At 32.5% G+C, this 14,969-nt stretch carries 18 protein-coding genes and 1 pseudogene; 9 read left to right on the top strand and 10 right to left on the bottom strand.

Annotated features, from left to right (window positions below; genetic code table 11):
- Positions 1 to 82 precede the first annotated feature (82 nt).
- From J3359_RS09615 to J3359_RS09590, 6 genes are all read left to right on the top strand, one after another.
- Positions 83 to 1,255, top strand: coding sequence for a type IV secretory system conjugative DNA transfer family protein (locus J3359_RS09615; RefSeq protein ID WP_208076702.1), 1,173 nt, complete (start codon positions 83 to 85; stop codon positions 1,253 to 1,255).
- A gap of 121 nt (positions 1,256 to 1,376) precedes the next feature.
- Positions 1,377 to 1,844, top strand: coding sequence for a JAB domain-containing protein (locus J3359_RS09610; protein ID WP_208076701.1), 468 nt, complete (start codon positions 1,377 to 1,379; stop codon positions 1,842 to 1,844).
- Positions 1,845 to 1,867: 23 nt separating this feature from the next.
- A complete protein-coding gene (locus J3359_RS09605; RefSeq protein ID WP_208076700.1) occupies positions 1,868 to 2,668 on the top strand; it encodes a DNA adenine methylase in 801 nt (266 codons plus the stop codon).
- A 26-nt stretch (positions 2,669 to 2,694) separates the two neighbouring features.
- The gene (locus J3359_RS09600) at positions 2,695 to 2,886 is read left to right on the top strand and encodes a hypothetical protein (RefSeq protein ID WP_208076699.1); all 192 of its coding nucleotides are present in this window, start codon (positions 2,695 to 2,697) and stop codon (positions 2,884 to 2,886) included.
- A gap of 96 nt (positions 2,887 to 2,982) precedes the next feature.
- Positions 2,983 to 3,546, top strand: coding sequence for a hypothetical protein (locus tag J3359_RS09595; protein WP_208076698.1), 564 nt, complete (start codon positions 2,983 to 2,985; stop codon positions 3,544 to 3,546).
- Positions 3,518 to 3,940 carry a hypothetical protein gene (locus tag J3359_RS09590; RefSeq protein ID WP_208076697.1) on the top strand — a complete coding sequence of 141 codons (423 nt, stop codon included), beginning with the start codon at positions 3,518 to 3,520 and terminating at the stop codon, positions 3,938 to 3,940. Before J3359_RS09595 ends, J3359_RS09590 begins: the two co-directional genes overlap by 29 nt.
- Positions 3,941 to 4,008: 68 nt before the next feature.
- Here the strand turns inward: J3359_RS09590 and J3359_RS09585 are convergent, their stop codons facing one another.
- Together J3359_RS09585 and J3359_RS09580 are read right to left on the bottom strand one after the other, a co-directional pair.
- Positions 4,009 to 4,332 (bottom strand): hypothetical protein, encoded by a 324-nt coding sequence (locus J3359_RS09585; RefSeq protein ID WP_208076696.1) that lies wholly within the window; start codon positions 4,330 to 4,332, stop codon positions 4,009 to 4,011.
- 2 nt (positions 4,333 to 4,334) lie between these two features.
- Positions 4,335 to 4,679 (bottom strand): hypothetical protein, encoded by a 345-nt coding sequence (locus J3359_RS09580; protein ID WP_208076695.1) that lies wholly within the window; start codon positions 4,677 to 4,679, stop codon positions 4,335 to 4,337.
- Between the two features lie 153 nt (positions 4,680 to 4,832).
- Between J3359_RS09580 and J3359_RS09575 the strand changes: the two genes are divergently transcribed.
- Entirely contained in the window at positions 4,833 to 5,066 is a 234-nt protein-coding gene (locus J3359_RS09575; protein ID WP_208076694.1) for a helix-turn-helix domain-containing protein, read from the top strand.
- A 585-nt stretch (positions 5,067 to 5,651) separates the two neighbouring features.
- On the opposite strand, the gene J3359_RS18535 is transcribed toward J3359_RS09575, so the two are convergent.
- Together J3359_RS18535 and J3359_RS18415 are read right to left on the bottom strand one after the other, a co-directional pair.
- Positions 5,652 to 6,635, bottom strand: a complete 984-nt coding sequence (locus tag J3359_RS18535) for a Hint domain-containing protein (RefSeq protein WP_367890398.1) — start codon at positions 6,633 to 6,635, stop codon at positions 5,652 to 5,654.
- A 177-nt stretch (positions 6,636 to 6,812) separates the two neighbouring features.
- Positions 6,813 to 7,040: pseudogene (locus J3359_RS18415) on the bottom strand (RHS repeat domain-containing protein); the annotation flags it as partial.
- 236 nt (positions 7,041 to 7,276) lie between these two features.
- On the opposite strand from J3359_RS18415, the gene J3359_RS09565 reads away from it, so the two are divergent.
- Together J3359_RS09565 and J3359_RS09560 are read left to right on the top strand one after the other, a co-directional pair.
- Positions 7,277 to 7,537 carry a hypothetical protein gene (locus J3359_RS09565; RefSeq protein WP_208076692.1) on the top strand — a complete coding sequence of 87 codons (261 nt, stop codon included), beginning with the start codon at positions 7,277 to 7,279 and terminating at the stop codon, positions 7,535 to 7,537.
- 4 nt (positions 7,538 to 7,541) lie between these two features.
- On the top strand, positions 7,542 to 7,844 hold the full coding sequence (locus tag J3359_RS09560) for a type II toxin-antitoxin system RelE/ParE family toxin (protein ID WP_208076691.1): 303 nt from the start codon (positions 7,542 to 7,544) through the stop codon (positions 7,842 to 7,844).
- 27 nt (positions 7,845 to 7,871) lie between these two features.
- Here J3359_RS09560 and J3359_RS09555 read toward each other — a convergent pair whose 3' ends face one another.
- The 6 genes from J3359_RS09555 to J3359_RS09530 all read right to left on the bottom strand — a co-directional run bounded on the left by J3359_RS09555 (position 7,872) and on the right by J3359_RS09530 (position 14,857).
- Positions 7,872 to 9,638 (bottom strand): anti-phage protein, encoded by a 1,767-nt coding sequence (locus J3359_RS09555; protein ID WP_208076690.1) that lies wholly within the window; start codon positions 9,636 to 9,638, stop codon positions 7,872 to 7,874.
- A gap of 12 nt (positions 9,639 to 9,650) precedes the next feature.
- On the bottom strand, positions 9,651 to 10,214 hold the full coding sequence (locus J3359_RS09550) for a Cap15 family cyclic dinucleotide receptor domain-containing protein (protein ID WP_208076689.1): 564 nt from the start codon (positions 10,212 to 10,214) through the stop codon (positions 9,651 to 9,653).
- 6 nt (positions 10,215 to 10,220) lie between these two features.
- The gene (locus J3359_RS09545) at positions 10,221 to 11,120 is read right to left on the bottom strand and encodes a nucleotidyltransferase domain-containing protein (protein WP_208076688.1); all 900 of its coding nucleotides are present in this window, start codon (positions 11,118 to 11,120) and stop codon (positions 10,221 to 10,223) included.
- Positions 11,121 to 11,277: 157 nt separating this feature from the next.
- The gene (locus tag J3359_RS09540; protein ID WP_208076687.1) at positions 11,278 to 12,174 is read right to left on the bottom strand and encodes a tyrosine-type recombinase/integrase; all 897 of its coding nucleotides are present in this window, start codon (positions 12,172 to 12,174) and stop codon (positions 11,278 to 11,280) included.
- Entirely contained in the window at positions 12,164 to 13,108 is a 945-nt protein-coding gene (locus J3359_RS09535; protein ID WP_208076686.1) for a tyrosine-type recombinase/integrase, read from the bottom strand. The genes J3359_RS09540 and J3359_RS09535 overlap by 11 nt, the downstream gene beginning before the upstream one ends.
- A gap of 201 nt (positions 13,109 to 13,309) precedes the next feature.
- Positions 13,310 to 14,857, bottom strand: coding sequence for an MTBMA_p00010-related P-loop-containing protein (locus tag J3359_RS09530; RefSeq protein WP_208076685.1), 1,548 nt, complete (start codon positions 14,855 to 14,857; stop codon positions 13,310 to 13,312).
- Positions 14,858 to 14,969: the final 112 nt, after the last annotated feature.

Genomic DNA, 14,969 nt, shown 5'->3' with positions numbered 1-14,969 from the left:
AAATAAAGCAAGTTCTTTCCACAAGTCCAAATATTGGACTGCACAATTTTATATTTATTCTTTTTTTACACTAACTCCCATTATGCAATGGCAAGACTTTCGTTTGTATGACATCAGCTATTTTGCCAAATCTAATTTTAGAAACACACGACAAATCTTCGGCATCAAACAAGCCGACAGATTGTATCACTTTTATTGTTTCGGAAAGAGTGGGAGTGGTAAGACTTCCCTTTTAAAAACTCTCATGTATCAAGATGCACAAGCACAGCGTGGTTTTGCATTCTTGGATGTTCATGGAGATGCTTCTCGTGAAATTGTCACCGAATTGAAATCTCGTTTTCCAAATAGAACCTTTGTCTATTTTAATGTAACGGATGCCAATCTCGATTATGGTTACAACCCATTACGAAGTGTCTCTCCCTCCAAACGCTCTTTGGTAGCATCAAATATTTTAGAAATTTTCCAGCGAAATTGGAAATCGGCTTGGGGTATGAAAATGGAACATATCTTACGAATGATTTTACTCACCTTATTGGACCAGCCCAAAGCACAGCTTTCGGACATCCTAAACCTATTACACCAGAAATCATATCGAGAAGAGTGTTTACCCAATATCACATCTCTGGCGATTCGCCAGTTTTGGGAATCTGAATTTCCAAAATACAAGCCGAACGATCTATTGCCCATTATGAACAAATTGGGTGGTTTTTTAAGCCATTCTATTGTGCATAAAATTCTAATTGAGAATACCAATCAATTATCGTTACGGAAGATAATCGATGAGGGCACCATCTTGGTATTAAACTTGGCAAAAGGACAAGTTGGAAGTGATGTAGCCAATATTTTAGGTGGACTCTTATTAACCTCTTTAGCATCTGCATCTTTTTCAAGAATTGATATTTTAGAGAAAGACAGAACACCATATTTTCTATACATAGACGAGTTTCAAACCATCTCTGGAACAGAGTTGATTGCTGAATTACTGGCGCAGGTGCGTAAGTTCAAAATTGGACTCATCCTCGCCAACCAATTCTTACATCAACTAGATTCCGAAGTTCGCAATAGTGTGCTTGGGAACGTAGGTACTATTGTTGCCTTTCGTTTGGGAATTTCTGATGCCAACTTAATGGCAAAAGAATTCTATCCCATCTTTAAAGCTTCAGACTTCACTTCCCTAGCCAATCATTCAATCTATTTAAAATTGATGATAGATGGCAAACCCTCTGTGCCCTTTAGTGCTGATACCATTTTATAGTTCGCAGTAAAACAGTCGCAGTATGCAGTCTCTGAATGCAGATGATGTACTGAAAATTGATACTACCAACTGAATACTAAAAACTATCAACCAAAAACTAATAACTAAAAATCTTAAACCAATGAAAAAACAGTTGCCCTCAACACAGGTATTCTCTTATGCTGAAATTGAAATCCATTACAAACGACCTTTATTCTCTAAAATGAAAAGTATTTCATCTGCAGAAGATGTCAATGCCCTGTTACGAGCCTATATACATCCAAATCAAATGGATGTAAAAGAATTCTTTTTTACCATTTTCCTCTCCAGAGCCAATACTGTTTTAGGTATTGCAACCATAGGAGTAGGGACAATTGATGGTGTAAATGTAAATATTCGCGAGATATTTGAATTGACTTTACTCACTCACGCTTCACATATTATTGTGGCGCACAACCATCCCTCTGGGAAATTACAACCCTCACAAAATGACAGAAAAATTACCGAAAAACTCAGAAAAGGTTTGTCCTTATTTGATGTAAAATTGTTAGATCATTTAATCCTGACTTCGGAAGATTATTTGTCTTTTGCCAATGAGGGAGAACTTTAATTATATATAACCCTAATACCCTTATGCCAAAGACTTGCATTTCCTATTATGGAGGCAAACAGAATTTAGTTAAAACCATACTTCCTTTAATTCCAGAACATAAAATATACACAGAGGCTTTCTTTGGAGGTGGTGCAATATTCTTTGCAAAACCACCATCTGAAGCGGAAGTGATTAATGACACCAACAATATGGTGGTTAATTTCTATGAAGTCGCTCGAAGCGACTTTCAAGCATTAAAAGAAAAAATTGAAGCTACCTTATTTTCAAGAGCAACTTACACTGTGGCATTAAGTATCTACCGTATGCCACACCTGTTTAATAAGTTGCAACAAGCTTGGAGTTTTTATGTCGCTTGTAATATGGCGTTCTCATGTGCTATTGGCTCATGGGGTTATGATAAGTATGGAAAACGAGTCAAAGCTTTTATCAATAAGAAGATGCTCTTCAACCAAGAAATTCCAAGGCGCTTAGAAAATTGCCAAGTAGAAAATAATGACGCGATTAAAGTTATTCAAAGTCGAGATGCAATAGATGCATTCCATTATGTGGACCCACCTTACTTCAATAGTGATATGGGGCATTATGGTGGATATACTGAAAATGATTTCAAGCAATTGTTAGAAACATTATCGAAGCTCAAAGGTAAATTCTTACTGAGTTCTTATCCATCGGATATTTTAGAGAACTATTCTAAAAAATATGGATGGCATACGATACGAATTGAGAAACCTCTTTCTGCTCAAAAAGCAGTTGCTGGAAAATCGAGAAAACGGAAAATTGAAGTCTTGACTGCCAATTATCCGCTTAAACCAAGTGAATAATAAAATACAATTCTAAACTTAAAAATATGGACAAAATGATTGACCTCGATTTAAGAGGATTTAAAGGAACAGCACACACTTTGCTACAACTCTTTACGCATATCGCAAGACGAGAATTGTGGAGTGAAGCAGAAATTACTGCTGTAATTACAGAAGCTAATAAACACAATGACCACGACCACGTGATAGCAACCATTCTTGAATACTGTAAACACTAATATATCAGTACCGATTTGGTACAAATGCTAATCTGTGGCGATTCGCCACCAAATATTAATCCGCATCGATTCGGTGCAAAACTAAATAGTAAAATTATGAATAATACAACTGTAGTTGATGTACTTATTAGTAACATCAAAGAAGATCAAATGCTTTTAAACGTAGTTGAAGCAAAAATGAATGAAACAAAAGATCAAAAACAAGCCATTGTAAATCGTTTGAGAGAACAGCAAAGAGACTTATCGGTCTTATCAAAATATGCTAACGAAGAACAACAAGCGAAAATCAAGGAACTAGGATTTGATGTTTCTGAGCCTCATAAAAATGTGAATTCTGTTGCCAATAGTTCTTTTGATTTGATACTAAAAGCCAAAGACCATCAGTTAACCAATAATGATTGGTATGAAGCGTATGTAAAAAATCTTCCTAAAAATGAAGAGGCTTTAAATTATACCGCTTTTAATATCAAATGTAGAACCTTGTTTAATACGCAAAAACTCATTCGTACCAAAAGTAAAGATGCTACTTCTTCAAGAGAAGATATTATTTCTCTAAACGGGCAGGTAAGACCTGCTGCTAAAAAGGAAGAAAAGTCAGTATCTGAAAAAAACAAAACACCAAATAAAAAAGATGACAAACCTGCTAAGACAACCAAATAAAGAGAAAGCAATTGATTTTGCTCTTTGGCAGAATTTCAAGCATCGAGTGGATGGTAAACATTTTGGAGTAATTCAAAGTGTGGAGGGAGATTTCTTAATCGTATCTCCCGACCATCCTACTTTTAAAGGAGAAGTGTTTGAAACTTTACCTGACCATTATGCTGGTATGGAGTATAAACATATTCGAAATATTAGCATGGACATTGACCCTTTGCATCATTTTTCTGAAATAAAAGGAATGATATCTGTGATGGATGGAGAAATTTTACGATTTATATTAAAGTATAAAATTCCATTAGAGAAGCTAATCCGTTATGAATTGGCTAGTCGTGGATATGATGAAAACCACCAGTGGGTAGGTTTTGAAAAAGCTGAAACAATTTGGCTGAAATAACAATTGAATATATTAAAGCACTCAAAGATTTTTTGAGTGCTTTTTAATCTATTATTTAGTGGTTATTTTTAGTTCTTGATAAAAATACTCGAACTTCCATCTTCAACTGTCATTTTTTTCCCTTCGATTTTAAATGAAATATCACCTGAAGAAGAAAAAGTAAATACCCCACTTGAACCATTAAACGTATAGGTTCCAGATTCTATAGTCCCCTCTCCAACATATTTAAAATCACTATCTGATAAGAAAGTATAACTCTCACCCTCATCATCTCCAATTCCTAACCAAATGGTATTAAATAATTCTCCATCAAATGGATTGTCTATCTCGTCAGAATTAGAACAAGCACTAATTCCTAAAATTATTGTCAAAATTAAAATTACTTTTCTCATCACTATTCTGTATATCTAATTACTACTCCTTTAACTTGCGAAATATCTTCTGTTAAGTTGATTATTGCATTTCCACCTATAGAAGCTGCTTTTTCTTTTAACTCCTTGTAAGTCTTTTCTTGTGTTCTTGAAAAGATGCCTACATTTTTAGAAGATGTAACTGTGCCAATTTCGATAAATTTCTTAGTGGGCTTTTTGGACATAAAAACTTCAATGTCTGCTGGATTGGTTTTTGCGTAACTATCTGAACTTGTTTTTAAAATAGAAGCGGTTTTACAGGACTGTAAACTTGAAACTCCAAAAACTAAAAAACAAGTAAAGAAAATGTGTACTACTGTTTTTCTCATAAAGATTTGATTTTAATTGCCTTTGACTCCTAAAAAAGGCAGTTCGTATAAAATGAGTCACAGCTAAAGTAGACAAACAATTTCAAAAAAACTACTTATTAGTGGTATTTTATAAGTAGTAACAAAATTAAAGTAACTATTCTTTATTTGTATATGGCAAATCAAGAAGACTTTATCAAAGAACAACAGGAAAAACTCGGAAAAAGATTCCGAGAATTACGAATAGCGAAAGGCTATACGAATTATGAACAATTTGCTTTTGAGCATCGAATTCCAAGAGCACAGTATGGACGTTATGAAAAAGGAAGCGATCTGCGTTTTAGCTCGCTTGTGAAAATTCTAAAAGCAATGGATATTTCTTTAGAAGAGTTTTTTAAGGGGATGTGATTTTCCACTTTTTCATCAACTAATTTGAACCACCTAGGTCAGAAAGACCTATTTTAAAGCATTTAAATTCATTCAAAAAATAAAAGGATGAGCTATATGCTCATCCTTTTTCACTATAATTAATATGTTAATTTATTGTTTTACAATATTCTATAATTTGTTCATCAACTAATCTGTACCATTACCAAAAAATCTAAAGTAGAAAATATATAATATTAGTGTACCTCCAATTAGAAAGAGAGTCAAAAAAGTTCTAAAATAAATTGAAAACTTTTCCTCTTTCTTCTTTTGAAAAAATTCAATCAATTTTTCGTATTTATTCTCTCGTTCAAAATTTATATAATGTACTAAATATAAGATTGACACCGTTATCAATGAAAAAAATATATTTGAAAATGGAGAAGGTATATCTAAATTAGTCAAATCATTAATAAAACTAATAACCAAATTTATCAATGCAACATTAAAAAAAACTAATCCTAAAATTGTTTGAGTAACTGCAAACTTTTCATTTTTATTCAAATGTAAGTTCCATTTATAAATAGTATAAAAAAAACTATTGTAAATAAATTTGAGTTTTTTCATTTAATCTTTGTATTTGTTATGTACTAAAATTCCATTAGCAAAAAAAGTACGATTTTTTTTAACGAACTCAACGTTGTACATAATTGTAGATTTACCTTGATTTATTAGGTTCAAAATTTTAGTTTCTTTTAATTTATCATTACTATAATACAAAACCAAATCTCCAACTTCTATTTTTTTAACATTAAAAGATAGTTCCTTTTTGGCTTCTTCTATGTCATAAACACTCCACCCTTTACCTTTTACCCAATAAGGATGAGCAGGAGAGAATGTGTTCGATATACCATTATCAAATACAGCAGTAATCATATTATATTTTTTTAATTTATCTGGTATTGCTACAACTATATCAGGCTCTATATTCATAGTGTTAATATCTACACTTAAAATTTCATCTCCAACAACAATATCTTCAATTTTCTTGAGTTTTTTATCCTTCATAAGAATCATAGTTCCAGCAACAAAACAAGTTGTAGTACTAAAATTATTTATAGGCTTTAAAGGTGTCATGTTTGGATTTAAAATTAATGAAAAATGAACTCCAAGACCAACTCCCCAACCAATTATCCCTCCATATGTTATTGCCGCATTTGCAACTCCACTTGCTTCAGCTCTTCTCATAGCAAGTTCATCTCCACTTTTTTTCGCAAGTTGCCATTGCGTGGCATTTATTGCAATAGAGGCAACCCCTAAAACTGTACTAATTTTTGAAGCCTGTGCAACTTGAGAACCTAAAATTACATCATCACCTACATTAACGGTTGCATTAATAAGATTTTCAGCACCAGCCATAGAAATCCCTAAAATAGTGAGTCCTAAATCTGCATCATTAGCCACATCAGTGCCTGATCTGCTATTTGTATTTACTGTTGAGTCATCCGTTGGTTCTACTTCTGCTGTAGTAATTGTTGAATCATCTTTAGTATCTGCAGCTGGAGTTTCAATGGTTACTTTGTCCCCTACTTCAGTGTTAGACATCAACATTCCATCTGATTTTCTAATATAATTAGATCTATTCTTTTCAACAGCTGTATTAGCTTGATCTGCTGTAAATCCATCTTGTTTACCAAACTGTTGATATAACGACCAAGCACTATCGCCTTCTTCTGCTATATAGTTACCTTCACTATCTTTTTTCCAAAAAGGCGCCATTCCATCTGGGTCTATAAATCTAATAGGATTATTAAACGCATAATTATATGGAGAATGTCTTCTCATCTGTTCAGCTAATGGGTCTAAGTTCATCCATCTTCCAAGAGAAGCATCATAATTTCTCGCTTCAAAGTCATGCCAATTAAGTCCAAGTTCTTTTTGATTTTCTTTCCCTTGATAATCCCAGTTATGTTGTACTCCAACAATCACGTCATTATACCCTTTGTGTTTGAGTCCAAAGGGATAGTAACACCCCGTCTTTTTTAGAGGCTTTTGACCTTTTTATACCAATGCCTCACTTTTTTATACGAGGTTATTTCAATGAACTTCTATTCCAATACTAAAATAATTCTTTGTCTTTTATTGACCTAATATTTATTGATAATTTTTATTTGGAATGATTTATGTTGAAATAAATTCAAATAAATTGTGTTATAATTTATGTATATTTGTTACAGTAATCATTAATTATTATGGAAACGGTAGAATTAAAAAATAAATTAGTTGATATCATTAACTCATCAGATGAGCGATTTTTACGAATGGTAAAAGCATTGCATCAAACTTACAACGAAGATATATCTGTTAAAGCTGATATTGTAGCCTACACCTTTAAAGGAACACCTCTTACTAAAACCGATATTGTAAAAAACAATAGAGAAGCTATAAATTCTATTGAAAGAGGAGAGTTCAAAACCCACTCTCAAATACGTCAAAAATACGTTAGTCAGTAGTAATATGTCTAAAAATTACGAGCAAATTATTTGGTCTACACAATCAGAAATAGATTTAGATGATATTTTAGAATACTACTTAGAATTCTCTCCTAACAAAGCCTATATTCATATAAATGATATTATTGATGCCGTAGAAGAAATAGTTTTCTCTGAACAGTGGCAGATAGATGAATTTGACCCTTCATGTCGAAGAGTAATTGTTAAAAAAAAATATCGAGTTTACTACCAAGTAGATAAAACTACTGTTAGAGTAACTAGAGTGTATCCAACGCAAAAAAATCCAAACAATATTTTAGACCATTAATGAAAAGACAGTTTTCAAACTTTAATTTCATTCCTCTTTATAATATGAATCGTTCATTTCAGCATATGGTGTTATGTCCTGATAAACAATTCGTAACATTACCAAATCTTTAGCAAATTTTTCCTCAATTTGGTGTCGTAAAGAATTTATGTTTTTACAATCTTCTTCTGTGAGATAAAAATTAATACTCTTAAAAAAACTCATTCCCGTATTGAATTTTTTTTTATTTAGAGTCTCTGATTTAAGAACATCTTCAAAGTTATCAATAGCTTCTATAATAACACTATGCTTAATTTGGGGTTTTAGTTCTGGTATAAGGTTTATCATTCCGTCTTCAGAGATAACAACAATAACAACTGGTGCTTCCGCTCCAAAATGTTCATTATATCGAACAGCAGAATTATATCTTGAACCTCTCGAGGAATCTCCTTTTTCAGTCGCTATCCCATCTAAGATGACTCCAATAGCATGGCAAATAGCATTTTCATCCATAAGAACACCTCCATCAATGGAAGTTGTTTGTGCTATTAGTTTTGAATTTAACTTTAGAGGTTCTAATGGGAAACACTGACTTTCTAGACGCTTTGCTTCTGTTTCGGCTTGAGCAGAAATAATAAGCATCGCTCCGTGCTTTTGCTTAGTCGCCTCCATAGTCACTTCCCATAAAGCATCTATTTGTTTTTTCTCAATGCCTTTAAATAGTCTTGGAAAATCATCATAAAACTTATCTCGATTTATTTTTTCTTTAGGTAAAGAAGGAATACCATACTCTACTAACATTAATGAGTTTTCATCATGCAATAATTCCCACTTCAAATGATTCTTAAAACTAATAACAAATATATTTTCATCTTTAGGGTTATACTTCCCTGTGAATTTACCTAAACCATATATTAAAGCAGAATCTGAAATTATATAGGATTCCGAATCTACTAATTCTAAAAATTTACGAACCTTTCTGTGGTTTCGCATCTTAATAGGTTTTTTAAGCTCCAAAGTCATTCGGATATTTTTATGTCCAGATGGAGCAACTACTAATCCACCTAATCCCTCAGCTCCTTCATATTTCATAGAAGCTATCTCATTACAGGTATCATATAGTCCGTGTAAACCCTCAAAGTTTCCGCCAACATTTGATGCAGAATACATAAAATTACGAGCCGAATCTCTCAATAGCTCCTCTGCTTTTCGAGACATAAAACTAATTCCACGATTTGGGTCTTTTAATTCATGAGTACATTCATCTAAAAATGTATCGATACAGCTTTCAATGAATGAACGTGAAATATGAAATCTATCATTCCACTTATCTTTTGTCAGCGAATAGTACTTTTCTAACTTTCTTTTATTAAGCGATAGAACAGTAAAAACAAGATATCCTTCTACATTAGTCGGATAAGAAACGAAATGGTCGTTCTCTCCATAAGAACTTTCTCTTTCTATAGTTTTTAAAATACTATCCCTGTATGCTTTCGCTTTTATCTTATTATCTTGATTCTCTTGAGCTATCGGATGGGAATGAATTATTCTCGAATCACTATCTATTTTTTCAAGTTCATTAGCAAGCCTTTTTACATCAGTAAACTGACTTACATAGAAATCAGTATCATCAGGCTCGATACAGATGGGATGTCTATTTTCTCTATCTTCAACCAATACTCCAACAAAAAAGATTTTGGGGTCAAGCTCTATATCTAATTTTTTAAAAATACTTTCTGCTGATACCTGAAGTGATATTTGAGCATGTTTTTGATATCCCCACATAAATAATTCAATTACGTCTCCATTTGTCATATTAATAATATTTTATCTTTTCCTTTTTAAATGTAGCTCCCCTGTAGTTTCTCGAGACGTCCAATACTCACCTTCTAATTCATCAACCTTAAATCCTTTGAATTCAAGTCGTGTAGTACCGTAGTGAATTTCACTACGCTCTCTTACACTTGGTTTGGGTGTATTCAAATATGAATAAAATAATTGTTGCAAGCCTCTATCTGTATCTATATCAAATGAAGCTCCTGTACTAAAGCTTTTACTTTCTCCTGTTTGAATTTGCACTTGAACATTAAAAAATGTTTGATTAATAATTACTTTTGTAGGAATTGGGTCTAATGATTTGTTATCCCAATTAGAAATTAATTCACCTTCCCATTTTCCTGATAGATTAGGAAAAGGTACCAACCACGGATAAAATATTTTAAATTTCCAAGCCCAATTAATGAATAGCGTCCATATAATAATGTTAAATGCTACCGCTGAAGAAAAAGATGAAAGTAAGTCTTTTGATATGAAAAGGAATATTACCAAAAAGGTAATTATTCCAAGACCTAATATCGCATAAGCGAAAACTCTAATGTTGTATTTAATCATAATATTTTATTTAAATTCTAAATAATTCCACACTTGCATCATGTATCTATTTACATCTTCTCTAGACCATTTCCTACTTCCAGTAAAAAGATAAAGTAAATCAGATACTTCTCCCCATTCTTTACATTCTTTATCTTCTTTGGTCTTTAGATAAACAAATCTTATGGATTCTTTTAACCGATCTGTCCATGTATCATTGTTATTAAATATATAATCTGGAATGTTCCACACCAAGCATTCTAACAAAAAAGACGTAATTCCATCATTTATTTTTTCGCCATCTTCAATCATTTTATATCTTAACTTTCTATGGATTCGAGTAAGGCGTTTAAATCTTTTTTGAGTTCGAGCATTTTTATCCTTTCCATTCTGAATATGCTGTTCAGGATAATTGGTTACTACACCACCATCATCGGGGAAAAATCTTGCTCCTAATATAGGAGTATTATTCTTATCATATCTTCTTAACTCCCATGTTGGTACAACATCTGTTTCAACCCTGTAGTTATTTGCCAAAATAGTGATGCATTTATTTTTTCTTTTGACAGAATTACGTCCAAACTTTTTTACCATTGCTTTCTCAACATCATCCTTGAATTCGCTATAGGAATAAGTTGAGCTAGATAGTTTTCCGATACCTGCATCCTCTTGTGTTGTATCATTTAATAACTGATAATAAAACCCTCCAGTGTATTGAACATTAATATCAATATCGCTGTTCAGTTTCACATTTGTATCATTTGCGTATGAACCTTGCCCAAATATTCTTGTGGATTTTGAGCTTAAAATATCATCTTCACTAATAGCTTCACGTACCATGCGCTCGGCATTAGTTAGTTTTGTTTCCTCCGCATCACTTGGCGGTTTTCTCCAACTGTTTAAAGTTTCTTCTGTAAATCTACTCATTAAATTAAATTATATTACCTTTCTAATTAATTGACTAATAGCTTATAACAAAAATATGACCATAAATTATCTAATGTCATTTTGGCATTGAATTATTTATGTAAGAAAGTGAAAAGCAGGAAGAAAAGTTTACGGATTTCCGTAAACTTTAATATAATTAACAAATCGGATGCAAACTCTCAATCATTTCGTGTAGATTCTCAAGATCATCCTGTTGGTATCGTTCCGTGGAAGAAATATAGCGATGTCCTGCCATATACTTCACTTCTCGAATATTATACGTTTTGAGCCAATTCGTTATTACCGAAGCTCTGACTTGCTTTACATTGGTCACTTTATGATTGATTCGTTTCAGTCTTTTGAACAAGTGAAGCGTAATGATGTCAAAACGCTCTGAATTTAGCGGAAACAGGCTTTCTGTGTAGTTTTTGAGTTCCTCTTGTAGTATTTCTCTATGTTTTTCTAAATACTGGACAAAAGGAAGGATTTGAGGGGATTTGAGCTCTAATGTTCTACTGTTTGTTATGCGTGTACTTGGAATATAGATAGTTCCTTTTTCTAATTCGATATGTTCTACATTGAGTGCTTTTAAAGCTGTTGCATTTAATCCTTGGTAAACCATTAAACCAGTAATGACTTTGTTACGAATGGCTACAGATTTAGAGTTTGGAAACTCTATTCTTTCTGTTTGGTAACTGTAATACAAATCTTCGAGTTCTTCTGGTTCTAACAAATTATGATTCAATGTTCGTTTAACTCCTCGGATATTAATATTCTCTATTGGGTTATCAAATCGTTGCTCTGAATCTACCAAATAATTGAAGTAGATTTTTAACGCACCTACTTGATGTTGAACCGTACTTTTAGTAATGGTTTTCCCTTTTTTTGATTGTTGGATGAATTTGATATATGAAAGGCAAGATTTGTAATCAATAGTAGCTTCTTCATAATCTTTGTATTCGCACCAATTGGAAAAAAATGATTGGTAACGCAAATAGGAAGTAATGGTCGTTTTGGCGTATCCTTCTTTTTGTAAATATTCTCTATACATCATCTTTTAGTTGAGCTTCTTTTTTGACTAAATGAACATAAATTTGTGTGCTTTCCAAAGAAGCATGACCTAAAAAAGTGCTGATTGATTTGATTGGAACTTTGTTCTGCATTAGGTGGGTTGCGATACTATGACGAAGTGTGTGAAGCGTAATAGGCTTTTCTTGGATGGTTTCATTTTCAGTAGCATTAATTATTTCTTTTAATCGATTTGCAATACTTAAATCACTAATGCGCCTTCCTTGATTTGAGAGTAGGAGCGCATCTGTTTGATAATTTTTTAAAAACTCTGATCTTGCTTCAAAAATATATTCTTCTAAAACGTTTAAATTGTATTTATTAATTGGAACAAAACGTTCTTTATAGTTCTTCCCTTTTCGGACATAAATTCGTTGCTTTTCAAACAGGATATCTTCCGTATTGATATGCACAGCTTCGTTTCTACGAAGACCACAACTGTACAATAAAACCAATATCGCCTTATCACGCAGTTGAAAATGTTCTGCCATGTGGGAGAAATTACAAGCTTCAAATAATTCTTTTACTTCTTCTTGAGTAAGTATTGTTTTACTTTCTTGGTAATTGGTTTTCTCTCCTTTTAAATGGACACCAAATTTGATATTTGATTTATGTTCTTTTAGATATTTGAGAAATAACTTTAACGCTTGTTGGTGTTTGTTTAAAAAGGCTTTAGAAATCCCACCACCACGTCGTTGGTTTTTTCTATTGGATAAATGATTGTAATACTCTTTTACTATTTGTGTAGTAATTAACGAAATATCTTTGTGTCCTTTTTGTTCAAGGTAGTAGAAAAATTCCTTTAGGTGGTTTGGTAGATTGTAAACGGTAGAAGAAGCATACCCCAATACATCTAACCATTCGGTATAGCTATATATAAGCGTGATAAACGAGGTGCTTTTTAGTGGTAGTTTCTTCATTTTTATGCTGAACTTATTTCAGTATCTTTTTATTGGTTTTCTATTTATTGGGTGTCGAGCCTCTCGACCTTGCTTATGTTTTAGTTTTTGTGGCGAACCTTATCTAACTTTCTCATTTTAAAACCCTTACCCTCGCCACTTTTAGAGTGGCGAACCACTGGCGGTAGCGAATCGGTCGAGAAGCTCGACACTTAAACAAAATCAGTTTGATTTTTTGCTTATTGAGGTTTTTGATCCTATCTTTTCAATGCAAAAATTGAGTGCTGAATTGATGCTATTCTCTAATTCTTTAAACTCATTCACATCTACAATTTCATATACAAATGAATCTCCTTGCACATCTTTTCTTCGTTTGATATAGCCCTCTTGTAATAACAAGAGCTGATATCTTCGTAAGGTGCTTTCTGCAATTCTAAATGCGGTTCTGATTTCTCTATTGGTAAAAACGGTATCTCCTTTATTTTCCAAATACATTTTTAACTTTTCTAAATAACTTCTTGTTGCACCGTTTAGATTATCAGATTTACAAAGCAAAATTGGTTTTAGAATTTCATTCGCATATTTAATATCCTCAATCGTCGTTTCAATATATTCTTCTCCAGTATGAAGGTCATATTGTTTCTCTCTTTGTAGTTGATGATAAAAGGTAATCACTTCTATAAATTGTAAGTAATGAGCGTTTGTTCGTCTTGGTTTAAATACTGCTTTAGGCAATACAAGATATTCTGCAAACGGATTGATTATTTTAATCGGCTTTAATAATCGTTGTGCATTTCGTAACAATTCTTCTGCTTTGAGCTCTTCTTCAATATCTATCTTCCCTGCTGATAGTTTTCGCTGATACGTCATTATCTTTTCGTCTTGCACTTCGCTCTCATCAATATGTATTAAGAAACTCCTATTGGAGTTGTCTTCATAAATACTTTCTTGGGTGGTACATCCAGCAACTGATATCGGTCCTTCTACGGTTAAATTTTTAGTTTTACCTTGTCCGCCAATTCCCTTCTGAACAACTGATTTGGTAATCTTTTTTTTGGTTTGCAATTCTCTTAATGGATACAGTACATCATCTGCTCCGTCTAAATCCTCTATTAAGATTAATTTGTATTTTAGTTCTGTTCTTTTGAAATAGTAAAATGAATTGGCAGAAAGTGAAGTCAAACTTAATCGCTCTTCTTCGGGAATTAATTCTGCAACTTTAGATTGCAGATGCGTTTTTCCAGATCCGCTTGAACCGAAGCTTACGCAGTTTAATGGATTGTCCATTTTACGAGAAGTAAAAATCAAATACATTAACAGACGGTTTCCGTCCTCTCCAATAACTCCAGATTGTCCGATTAGTTTATTTGTCTTTTCTAATAGATTTTTAGATTTCAAAAAATCAGCAGCAGAACGTCGTTCTTTTTTTGATAGTAAGTATTCTTCTGCTTCTTCGTTTTCTACTTGGTCTAATAATTCTAATCGGTAGTTTTCTAATTCAGAAATGAGTTCTTGCAAGGCTCTTCTAATGTTTGACGTTCCAATCTCTAAAAACTCTGCAAGTTTGCGAACAAACTTTTCAACGCTATTGGCATTGTATAAATCAATATTATTTCGGTAGGCGTGAAATTTATCCTCAATTCTATTTACCTTTAAAGTCACACGCATACGATCTAAACCAAAGGTTGTTAGTCCACCTAAAATATGGAACTCTAATACATCTGTTGTATATTTGAAATGGTTACTATTGGAAGTATCGAAGTCATTCATTTTTTTAGTTAGCTTTTAAAACATTATATTACACAAAATTATATTTCAAAAGTAAACTAATTTGTTTATAAATAAAAATAAAACTTGTGTTTTTTGTTTTTATAGCCAATTC

Origin of the sequence: Polaribacter cellanae (genome assembly GCF_017569185.1) — a bacterium.
GTDB lineage: Bacteria > Bacteroidota > Bacteroidia > Flavobacteriales > Flavobacteriaceae > Polaribacter > Polaribacter cellanae.
Note: the sequence above shows the minus strand (reverse complement) of the source record. Positions and strands in the feature narration are given on the sequence as shown.

Bases quoted from the DNA above. Each gene is read 5' to 3' on its own strand.
- J3359_RS09615 (WP_208076702.1), top strand. From the start codon at position 83: ATGCAATGGCAAGACTTTCGTTTGTATGACATCAGCTATTTTGCCAAA.
- J3359_RS09610 (WP_208076701.1), top strand. From the start codon at position 1,377: ATGAAAAAACAGTTGCCCTCAACACAGGTATTCTCTTATGCTGAAATT.
- J3359_RS09605 (WP_208076700.1), top strand. From the start codon at position 1,868: ATGCCAAAGACTTGCATTTCCTATTATGGAGGCAAACAGAATTTAGTT.
- J3359_RS09600 (WP_208076699.1), top strand. From the start codon at position 2,695: ATGGACAAAATGATTGACCTCGATTTAAGAGGATTTAAAGGAACAGCA.
- J3359_RS09595 (WP_208076698.1), top strand. From the start codon at position 2,983: ATGAATAATACAACTGTAGTTGATGTACTTATTAGTAACATCAAAGAA.
- J3359_RS09590 (WP_208076697.1), top strand. From the start codon at position 3,518: ATGACAAACCTGCTAAGACAACCAAATAAAGAGAAAGCAATTGATTTT.
- J3359_RS09585 (WP_208076696.1), bottom strand. From the start codon at position 4,332: ATGAGAAAAGTAATTTTAATTTTGACAATAATTTTAGGAATTAGTGCT.
- J3359_RS09580 (WP_208076695.1), bottom strand. From the start codon at position 4,679: ATGAGAAAAACAGTAGTACACATTTTCTTTACTTGTTTTTTAGTTTTT.
- J3359_RS09575 (WP_208076694.1), top strand. From the start codon at position 4,833: ATGGCAAATCAAGAAGACTTTATCAAAGAACAACAGGAAAAACTCGGA.
- J3359_RS18535 (WP_367890398.1), bottom strand. From the start codon at position 6,635: ATGTTGATGTCTAACACTGAAGTAGGGGACAAAGTAACCATTGAAACT.
- J3359_RS09565 (WP_208076692.1), top strand. From the start codon at position 7,277: ATGGAAACGGTAGAATTAAAAAATAAATTAGTTGATATCATTAACTCA.
- J3359_RS09560 (WP_208076691.1), top strand. From the start codon at position 7,542: ATGTCTAAAAATTACGAGCAAATTATTTGGTCTACACAATCAGAAATA.
- J3359_RS09555 (WP_208076690.1), bottom strand. From the start codon at position 9,638: ATGACAAATGGAGACGTAATTGAATTATTTATGTGGGGATATCAAAAA.
- J3359_RS09550 (WP_208076689.1), bottom strand. From the start codon at position 10,214: ATGATTAAATACAACATTAGAGTTTTCGCTTATGCGATATTAGGTCTT.
- J3359_RS09545 (WP_208076688.1), bottom strand. From the start codon at position 11,120: ATGAGTAGATTTACAGAAGAAACTTTAAACAGTTGGAGAAAACCGCCA.
- J3359_RS09540 (WP_208076687.1), bottom strand. From the start codon at position 12,174: ATGATGTATAGAGAATATTTACAAAAAGAAGGATACGCCAAAACGACC.
- J3359_RS09535 (WP_208076686.1), bottom strand. From the start codon at position 13,108: ATGAAGAAACTACCACTAAAAAGCACCTCGTTTATCACGCTTATATAT.
- J3359_RS09530 (WP_208076685.1), bottom strand. From the start codon at position 14,857: ATGAATGACTTCGATACTTCCAATAGTAACCATTTCAAATATACAACA.